Source organism: Streptomyces sp. NPDC005070 (genome assembly GCF_053600395.1).
Genome location: NZ_JBSFZS010000201.1, coordinates 1 through 8,077, shown reverse-complemented (window position 1 = coordinate 8,077; position 8,077 = coordinate 1). Strand labels below are relative to the sequence as shown.

General features: G+C 71.4%; 8 protein-coding genes and 1 pseudogene. 3 read left to right on the top strand and 6 right to left on the bottom strand.

All coding sequences use genetic code 11. From position 1 onward, the window contains the following. From ACWEBX_RS35300 to ACWEBX_RS35290, 3 genes are all read right to left on the bottom strand, one after another. Window positions 1-637: hypothetical protein (locus ACWEBX_RS35300; RefSeq protein WP_451888843.1), on the bottom strand; the 637-nt coding region annotated here is incomplete at its 3' end. Then, complete coding sequence (locus ACWEBX_RS35295) at window positions 634-2,283, bottom strand: serine/threonine-protein kinase (RefSeq protein WP_451888842.1); 1,650 nt, start codon at window positions 2,281-2,283, stop codon at window positions 634-636. The genes ACWEBX_RS35300 and ACWEBX_RS35295, both read right to left, overlap by 4 nt. A gap of 127 nt (window positions 2,284-2,410) precedes the next feature. Beyond that, a complete protein-coding gene (locus ACWEBX_RS35290; RefSeq protein WP_451888841.1) occupies window positions 2,411-3,271 on the bottom strand; it encodes an oxidoreductase in 861 nt (286 codons plus the stop codon). A 221-nt stretch (window positions 3,272-3,492) separates the two neighbouring features. Between ACWEBX_RS35290 and ACWEBX_RS35285 the strand changes: the two genes are divergently transcribed. After that, window positions 3,493-4,233, top strand: coding sequence for a flavodoxin family protein (locus tag ACWEBX_RS35285; protein WP_451888840.1), 741 nt, complete (start codon window positions 3,493-3,495; stop codon window positions 4,231-4,233). Between the two features lies 1 nt (window position 4,234). On the opposite strand, the gene ACWEBX_RS35280 is transcribed toward ACWEBX_RS35285, so the two are convergent. Together ACWEBX_RS35280 and ACWEBX_RS35275 are read right to left on the bottom strand one after the other, a co-directional pair. Beyond that, complete coding sequence (locus ACWEBX_RS35280; RefSeq protein WP_451888839.1) at window positions 4,235-5,290, bottom strand: PucR family transcriptional regulator; 1,056 nt, start codon at window positions 5,288-5,290, stop codon at window positions 4,235-4,237. 238 nt (window positions 5,291-5,528) lie between these two features. Beyond that, window positions 5,529-6,098, bottom strand: a complete 570-nt coding sequence (locus tag ACWEBX_RS35275) for a TetR/AcrR family transcriptional regulator (protein WP_451888838.1) — start codon at window positions 6,096-6,098, stop codon at window positions 5,529-5,531. 83 nt (window positions 6,099-6,181) lie between these two features. On the opposite strand from ACWEBX_RS35275, the gene ACWEBX_RS35270 reads away from it, so the two are divergent. Next, entirely contained in the window at window positions 6,182-6,673 is a 492-nt protein-coding gene (locus ACWEBX_RS35270) for an FBP domain-containing protein (RefSeq protein WP_451888837.1), read from the top strand. 160 nt (window positions 6,674-6,833) lie between these two features. Here the strand turns inward: ACWEBX_RS35270 and ACWEBX_RS35265 are convergent, their stop codons facing one another. Beyond that, window positions 6,834-7,517, bottom strand: coding sequence for a hypothetical protein (locus tag ACWEBX_RS35265; RefSeq protein ID WP_451888836.1), 684 nt, complete (start codon window positions 7,515-7,517; stop codon window positions 6,834-6,836). Between the two features lie 406 nt (window positions 7,518-7,923). Here ACWEBX_RS35265 and ACWEBX_RS35260 point away from each other — a divergent pair. Continuing rightward, window positions 7,924-8,077 (top strand): annotated as a pseudogene (locus ACWEBX_RS35260) (ATP-binding protein); the annotation flags it as partial.

The window sequence follows — 8,077 nt, the reverse complement described above, 5'->3', positions numbered from 1 at the left end:
GCCTGTCACGACCTGGCGCACACGTACGCCGACGGGCGCTGGGTCGCGCTGGGGGGTGGCGGCTACGCGGTCTGAACGTCCACAACAGATGCATGCGCGCCTGCTTCTGATCACGTGCCAGGTCCTCGTGCAGGATGCCCGAGGCGGTGCCGTCGCTGCGGACCCAGCGGTACGTGAGCTCACCGGCCCTGCCGTTGGTGGTCACCGTGGCCGTGATGTCGGTGGTCTCGTCGCAGCCGGGGGAGGGGGACGCGGCGGAGACCGTGACGTCGTCCACCCCGAGGGACGGGGTGGCGCGGTGCCACAGGAGGAAGGCGACGACGGCCAGCAGCACCAGGCCCGGCAGCGCGTGGCGGCGCCAGGTCCGGCGTCGTACCCGCACGGGCGGGGCGAAGTGGCCGACCCGGCGCATGGTGTCGGCGTTCACGCCGGGGCCGAAACGCAGCAGCGTGCCCTCGACCCGGTCGGGCCGGACCTCCCCGGCCGTGGTGCCCGACAGCTCGATGGTCGCCGGATTCTCGGTGAGGGCGAGGGTGTCGGAGGAGTCCGGCCGCTGGATCCAGTGGCTGGCCAGCACCGTCGCGCTGTAGTCGTCGTCGGGGGAGGAGGCGCCCGAGGCGCTCTGGTTCTGGTTCATCCGATCGAACACCGCCGGGTGAGAAGCTGCTCCCAGCCGCCGCCGTCGGCGGAGGCCGGCTGGGTCCTGGCCTGCACGCCCCAGTAGCAGCCCGTGCCCTGGAACGTGTGGTCGAGGGCGATGGTGTACTGGGTCGCACCGCTGCGCCGGTACGTCTCCGCCGCCCCGTCCTGCGTTCCGGACTGCCCGCTGACCTCACCGGTGAACCACGCGACCGTGAGCGTGACCGGCCCGGTGCCGTCGGTCGTGACGGTGACCGCCGCCGCCGCCGTCGAGGTTCCCGTCTGCCGGAAGCCGCTGAACACGACGGACTTGACGCCGACGGTGGGGGAGGGCGACGGGGAGGTCGTGGTGGGCGAGGCCGTCGTCGTGACCGGCGTCGTCGGCGGCGCGAGGGTGGCCGACGCGGACGCGCTGGTGGTCGCGGACGCCGATGCGGACGGCCCGGCGGTGGCGTCCGTGGCCGAACCGGACGGCGTGGGCGAAGCCGACGTGGACGACGAGGACGACGGCGTCGGGGAGCCGGAGTCCGCCGTCGCCGTGGGGCCGCTGTCACCGGTCGGCTGCGCGCTGGTGGTGGCCAGGGCCTCCGCGGCCCTGCGGGGCGTGCCGAAGTCCGGGGCGTGCCGGTCGATGCCGTACGTCAGCAGAAGGGCCGCGACGAGCGCTGCGACGGACACCAGCAGCGAGCGGAGACTCGGCTGCCAGGCCCGGAGCCGGTCCGGCGTCCTGGCGAGGATCGTGCGCGCGGTGTCCGTGGCGTGACGCGGCACAGAGGGGGCGGAGGGAAGCAGCAGGAGGAACAGGGCGGCGAGCGCCGCGAGTTGCCGACGACCGCGCTCCTCCCAGTCCGGGCCGTACGCGCCGCCGGCCGTCGCCTCGAGTTCCGCCACGAAGTCCTCGGCGTGGGCGGGCCGTTGCCCGGGCGCCTTCGCGAGACCCCGCTCGACGAGCGAGCGGACCGGCTCGGGAACCTCGTCGGCGGGGATGACTCCGTCCACGTGCTGAAGAGCGAGTTCGGCGAGGTTCTCGCCCGTGTAGGGCTTGCGGCCGGTCAGACACTCGAAGAACGTCGCGGTCGCGGCGTAGACGTCGGCGGCCGGCGAGGCGGGCGCGCCGGTCCACTGCTCGGGAGCCATGTACGACGGTGTGCCCGCGATGCCCGCCGTGGTGCCGTCGGTGGCGGCGATCCCGAAGTCGACGAGCTTCGACGTGCCGTCGGGGCGGACGAGGACGTTCTCCGGCTTGTAGTCACGGTGGACGACGCCGACGCGGTGGGCGTCGGCGAGGCCGAGCAGCGAGCCCTTGAGGAGGACGAGAGCGGCCTCCGGGTCGAGGGGCGCCTGCTGGGCGAGCAGGACCCGCAGACACACTCCGTCCACCAGTTCCATGACGATGGCCGCGCCGTCGGGTCCCTCCACGTACTCGTAGAGGCCGGCCACGTGGTCGCTGCGCAGCCCGCCGAGCAGTCGCGCCTCCGCCCGGAACTCCTGTACGAAGCCCGGACGGGTGCGCAGCGACTCGCTGAGGTACTTCACCGCGACCGGATGCCCGGTCTCCTCGTGCACGGCCAGCGCGACGCGACCGCTCGCCCCCGAACCGAGCTCGCGGGACTCGGTGTAGCCCGGTACCGCCCATGTGCTCATGACTCATGCCTCCCCGAGACGTGGGGCCCGTGCGGCAGTCCGGTCCCCACGCGCTCCAGTCAGGTGCAGAGACACGATCGGGGCCGCTTCGGTTGCAGACGGCGCGCAACGGATCGCATGGTGTCCGTCACCCCAGCTCGGCGAGGTCCTCGGCGGTCAGTTCGAGTGCTCCCGCGGCGATGTTCTCCTCCAGATGTGCCAGGGAGCCGGTGCCGGGGATGAGGAGGATGCCCGGAGACCGGGCCAGCAGCCAGGCCAGGGCCACCTGAGGCGTGGTCGCCCGGTGGCGCGCGGCCACGGCCTCCAGGTGTTCGGCGGTGACGGGCCGGAAGCCGCCGACCGGGAAGAAGGGGACGTAGGCGATACCGGCCTCGGCGCAGGCGTCGACGAGGGGATCGTCGTCGCGCCGGGACAGGTTGTAGAGGTTCTGGACACAGGAGATCGGCGCGATCTTGCGGGCCTCGGCGAACTGGTCGGCCGAGATGTTGGAGATGCCCAGGTGCCGGATCAGGCCCTCGTCGCGCAGCGCCAGCAGCGCTTCCAGCGGCTCGGCCAGGGAGGCCGCGCCCGCCTCGCCGACATCACCCATCCGGAGGTTCACCACGTCCATCCGGTCCAGGCCGAGCGAGCGCAGGTTCGCCTCGACACCCCGGCGCAGATTGTCGGCCGTCAGACCCGTCTTCTTCGCCGCGGGCAGCGCGATGTCGGCACCCTCGACCAGGGCGCCCACCTTGGTCACGATCACCAGGTCGTCCGGGTAGGGGTGCAGTGCCTCCCGGATCAGCTCGTTCGCCGACACTCCGTCACGCGCGTAGTAGTACGAGGTGTCGATGTGGTTCACCCCGAGCTCCACGGCGCGCCGCAGAATGCCCAGCGAGGTTTCCCGGTCCGGCCGCTCTCCCTGGGGCCAGCCGGTCAGCTTCATCGCGCCGTAGCCGATACGCGCGACACCCAAGTCGCCGCCGAGTTCCCATCGTCCAGTCGTCACGACCACCACCCTAGGTCCTGCCGCGGCAGACCGGCATCGGAGAGAGGGACGGGTTCGGGACGGAGGCGGCCCGGAAGCCGTGGCGGCCGAACCGCCGAGTCGGTCGAGGACAAAACGGGACACACGCGAGACGCTGCTCCCGGGCGACCAGCCGGACCCGGCATCCGGGTCACCCCGTTCCCCGGCCCTCACCGCCACGGCCCCGTACGAAGGAGTCATCCGTGACCGAGTCACCGTCCACCCCGGCGACCGACGACGCGTACCGCTTCGAAGACCTGCGCGCGCTGTTCATCAACTGCACCCTCAAGCCGGCACCCGGGCTGAGTCACACCGAGGGGCTGGTCGACAAGAGCAGCGCGATCATGGAAGCACAGGGCGTCACGACCGAAGTCGTACGCGCCGTGGACCACGACATCGCTCGCGGTGTCTACCCGGACATGACCGAACACGGCTTCGCCACGGACGACTGGCCCGCCATCCAGGAACGGGTGATGGCCGCCGACATCCTCGTCCTCGCGGGGCCGATCTGGCTCGGGGACAACGGCTCGGTCACCAAGCAGGTGGTCGAGCGGCTCTACAGTTGCTCGGGGGTGCTCAACTCCGCCGGCCAGTACGCGTACTACGGGCGCGTCGGCGGCTGTCTGATCACCGGCAACGAGGACGGCGTGAAGCACTGCGCGATGAACCTCCTCTACAGCCTCCAGCACCTCGGCTACACCGTCCCGCCGCAGGCCGACGCCGGCTGGATCGGGCCGGCGGGACCCGGCCCGTCGTATCTCGACCCGGGCTCGGGCGGTCCCGAGAACGACTTCACCAATCGCAGCACCACGTTCATGACCTGGAACCTGATGCACATGGCGGCCCTGCTGAAGCGGTCCGGCGGCATCCCCGCCCACGGCAACCAGCGTTCGCTGTGGGACGCGGGCTGCCGTCCGGACGCCCCCAACCCCGATTACCGCTGAGTCACAGACCGCGTGCGGGCCAGTCCAGCAGCCGGGCCCCGATGACGGCGGTCTGCAGCGTGTAGCGGTGCGCGGGGTCGGCGGGGTCGGTGCCGGTGAGCTGGTGGATGCGTTCGAGGCGGTACGTCAGCGCGCGCACGCTCAACGAGAGCCGGCGGGCAGCCGCGGCGGCGACGCAGCCCGTGTCGAAGTACGCGGTCAGCGTCTCCAGGAGCGGCTGGGCGCCGCCGCGGGCCGAGGTGAGCGGTCCCAGCGCGACGAGGACCAGGTCGGCCATCGCCTGGCGGTCCCGGGTCAGCACCGGGTACACGAGCAGGTCGGCGGCGCGCAGGACGGGCGCGTCCAGTCCGAGACGCTCGGCGAGTTCGAGGGCGTTGAGCGCCTCCTCGTAGGACTGGACGACCCCGCCGGGTCCGGGCTGGGGCCGGCCGACGGCCACCCGTCCGCCGTCGGTGGCCGCGTGCGCCTGCTGGGCGAAGTGGGTGAGGACGTCGCCCTGTTCACCGGGCGCGATGCACAGCATCCTGCCGTCCTTCGTGGTGAACAGGATGCTGCGGTCGCCGAAGCGGGCGATGAGCGCCCGCTCCACCTGGCGGGGTACGGGCGCCGACTCGTCGTAGGCCGTCGGGCCCTGTGCGACGGCGACGGCGTGTGTGGGGGAGAGCCGCAGACCGAAGCGTTCCGCGCGCTCGGCCAGCCGGCCCAGGTCGCTGCGCCCGTAGAGGAGGTCGTCGATGAACTCGCGCCGGGCGGCCTCCTCCTTGCGTACGGCGAGGAGCTGCGCCCGGCCGTAGCCCTCGGCGAAGGCGTCGATGACCTGTTGGACCGCGGCCAGCGCGCCGTCGGCCGAACCCGGTGAGGCGGGCCAGGCGGTGCGGGCGGCGGAGAGGTGGGCGCTGATGAGGGCGGGCAGGCTGTGACCGGCGTCGGCGGCCCGTTCGCCGAGGTTTCGCCGGGACTCGATCTCGTCGCGGGTGAGCCGCCTGCCGGTGACGGAGACATCCACCAGTATCCGGGCATAGCCCTCCAGATACTGCTCGGGTATCCGCCGTTCCATCCGTTCGTCCCCCCGGTTTCCTGACGGCCCGGTGACGACTTCTTGACGGTGACCGGCACGCAGAGCCTAGGCAACACTGCCGGGAACCGGCAATGCGCATGTCACTCACCGCGCTACACGATGTCGGCAGGGGAGCACGGAGGATGGTTCCGTGCCGGACACCGGCAGAGTCGACGGTGTCCGGCACAGGCCCGGGAAGCGCGGACCCTCGGTGTCACCGGCCGGGCGGGCGGTGGACTCAGGGGGCGGGCCAGTTGCGCAGCAGGGCGTCGAGGGCGTCCAGGACGCGCGCCCAGCTCTCGGAGGAGTCGGGGGCACTGTGGCTGAAGCCTCCACTCGACTCCAGGCTCACATAGCCGTGGAACACACTGCCCAGCAGACGGACCGCATGGGTCTCGTCCGGCTCCGTGAGGTCGTAGCCCCGGAGGATCGCCCGCATCATCCGCGCGTGCTTGACGCCCGCGCTCGCCGCCGCGGTCTCGGGGTCGAGCCTCAGCCGGGCGGCGGCATAGCGGCCGGGGTGTTCCCGGGCGTAGTCGCGGTAGACGTTCGCGAAGGCGGTCAGGGCGTCCCGTCCGGCCCGTCCGGCCAACGCGGCGGCGCCCCGCTCGGCGAGTTCGTCCAGGGCGAGCAGGGCGATACGGGTCTTGAGGTCCTGCGAGCTCTTCACATGCGAGTACAGACTCGCGACCTTGACGTCGAACCGCCTGGCCAGGGCCGAGACGGTCACCTGATCGAAGCCGACCTCGTCGGCCAGCTCCGCCCCCGCCCGTGTCAGGCGTTCGGCGTTCAGTCCCGCGCGTCCCATGTGCTTCCTCCCTCTCGCCCTCTCCCTCGGCGTAACCGATTATGCATTTGCCTAAAGCTTTTAGGCAAATTACCGTGAGTCTTATGAAGCCGTTGACCGAGCAAGAGATCCGTACCGCGTTCGTGAACTGCACCAAGGGTGAGGCGAAGCGTCTGTCCGTCCCGCGCGACCTGGCCGAGCGGCCCTGGGACGACCTGGACTATCTCGGCTGGCGGGACCCTCAGGCACCCGATCGCGCCTATGTCGTGGCCGAACTGGGTGACGGCCTGAAGGGCCTCATGCTGCGCTGTCCCAGCGCGACGGTGGGGCAGCTACGGCGCAGCATGTGCTCGATGTGTGTGACCACCCACACCGGAGGCGTCTCCCTGATGGTCGCGCCCAAGGCGGGGAAGGCCGGGCAGCAGGGCAACTCGGTCGGCGCCTACATCTGCAGCGACCTCGCCTGTTCGCTGTATGTGCGGGGGAAGAAGGACGCGGGCGCCGGAGGGCGGCTGCGCGAGTCACTGACGCTGGAGGAGAAGATCCAGCGGACAGTGCTGAACCTCGCGGCGTTCATCGCCAAGGTGACGGCCTGACCGGTGTGGCACGGCATGGCAGGGTGCGGCACGTCACGGCATGGTGCGGTGGCGGGCCGCGGCGCGAACGCCGCGGCCGTGGCACCGGACTTCACCGATCTCCGCGGGGCCACGAGGCCGCGTGGATGTGCAAGCCCCGTACGAACGGGATTCGACCGCTTCAGTCGCTGTCCGTCTTCGCCGCCGCCTTGACCTTCGCCTCCGCCTTCGCGGGCTGTTCCGCGGCGGTCGACGGCGCCGACGGCTCGTCACCCTCGACGGCCGTGTAGAAAACGGACGTTCCCTGCTTGGCGCGGTGGGCATGGCTCTTGGCCACGAGGTTCTCGAGGGTGGTCCGGACGACGTTGGTCTGGATGCGGCGCTCGGGATGCGTCTGGACCAGTGCCGTGGACACCTCGGCGGCGGAGCGGGGTTCCCGCTGCTCCGTGAGGTAGCGGCGGATGAGCTCGATGAGGGTGGGCTGCGTCGAGGTCTCCTCGGCGGCGGGCTTCTTGGCCGCCGACGTCCGTGCCGCCGTGGCCTTCCCGCTGTCGGCCTTCTTGCCGTCGGCCTTCCTGACCCGGACGCGCTTGCCCTCGGCGGACTTGCCGGGGGCCTTCTGACGGGGCACCGAGGTCGCCGCCGTCGGTTCGGGGCCGGTCCCGACGGGCGCGGCCGTCGCCCCCAGCGCCTGCTGCAGGTTGGTGAGCACGGAGTGGTCGTGCCGCAGAGCGTTCAACTGCTCCTGCAGCGCCTCCATTTCCGCACCGATGCGCTCCTGTTCCTTGGCATTGCGCTCCAGGTCGGCGACCACCTGGGCCGTGTACTGCGATGTCAGTTCGGTGGACGTTGTGGTGTCGGGCACGATGGGACCTCTCTTCGGAGCGCGGTCGCCACATGAACACCCCCGGGAAGATGCCGTGGGGCAGGGCGTGTTGGTGTCGGACCGGGCTGCATGGCTGGGCGACCGCACTTGGTGCGTATGCCCCGGCTTACAGATAGTACGGACAGTGTTGGCCCGTTGTTCCCTTCGCGTGCGGGTTCGCCCCAAAGGGGAGTTCGGGTCGTCCCACGGAATTGACTCACCGAGGTGTCACCCGGGCACCGGAGCGGGCACATGAACCCCGGCCCCAACTCCTCCCCGGGGGCAGGTGCGGAGGGCCGCGGCGTGTGCCGGGGGCACCCGCGGTGCGCCGACTGTACCGGCGGAGCGCGGGTACACGACCCGTACGACAGGACACGGACGGAACGAGCGGGAGTGAGGTCGGGCGATGGCGGTCAAGGCGATGGGCTGGGCGCACTCGTTCCCGGTCTCCGGAGGGGTGAGCGCCGGGCGACGCTGGACCCGCCGGCAGTTGGAGTCCCTGGCGTGGACGGCCGAGGAGCCCGACACGGTGGACGCCGTCGTGCTGGCGGTCTCCGAGT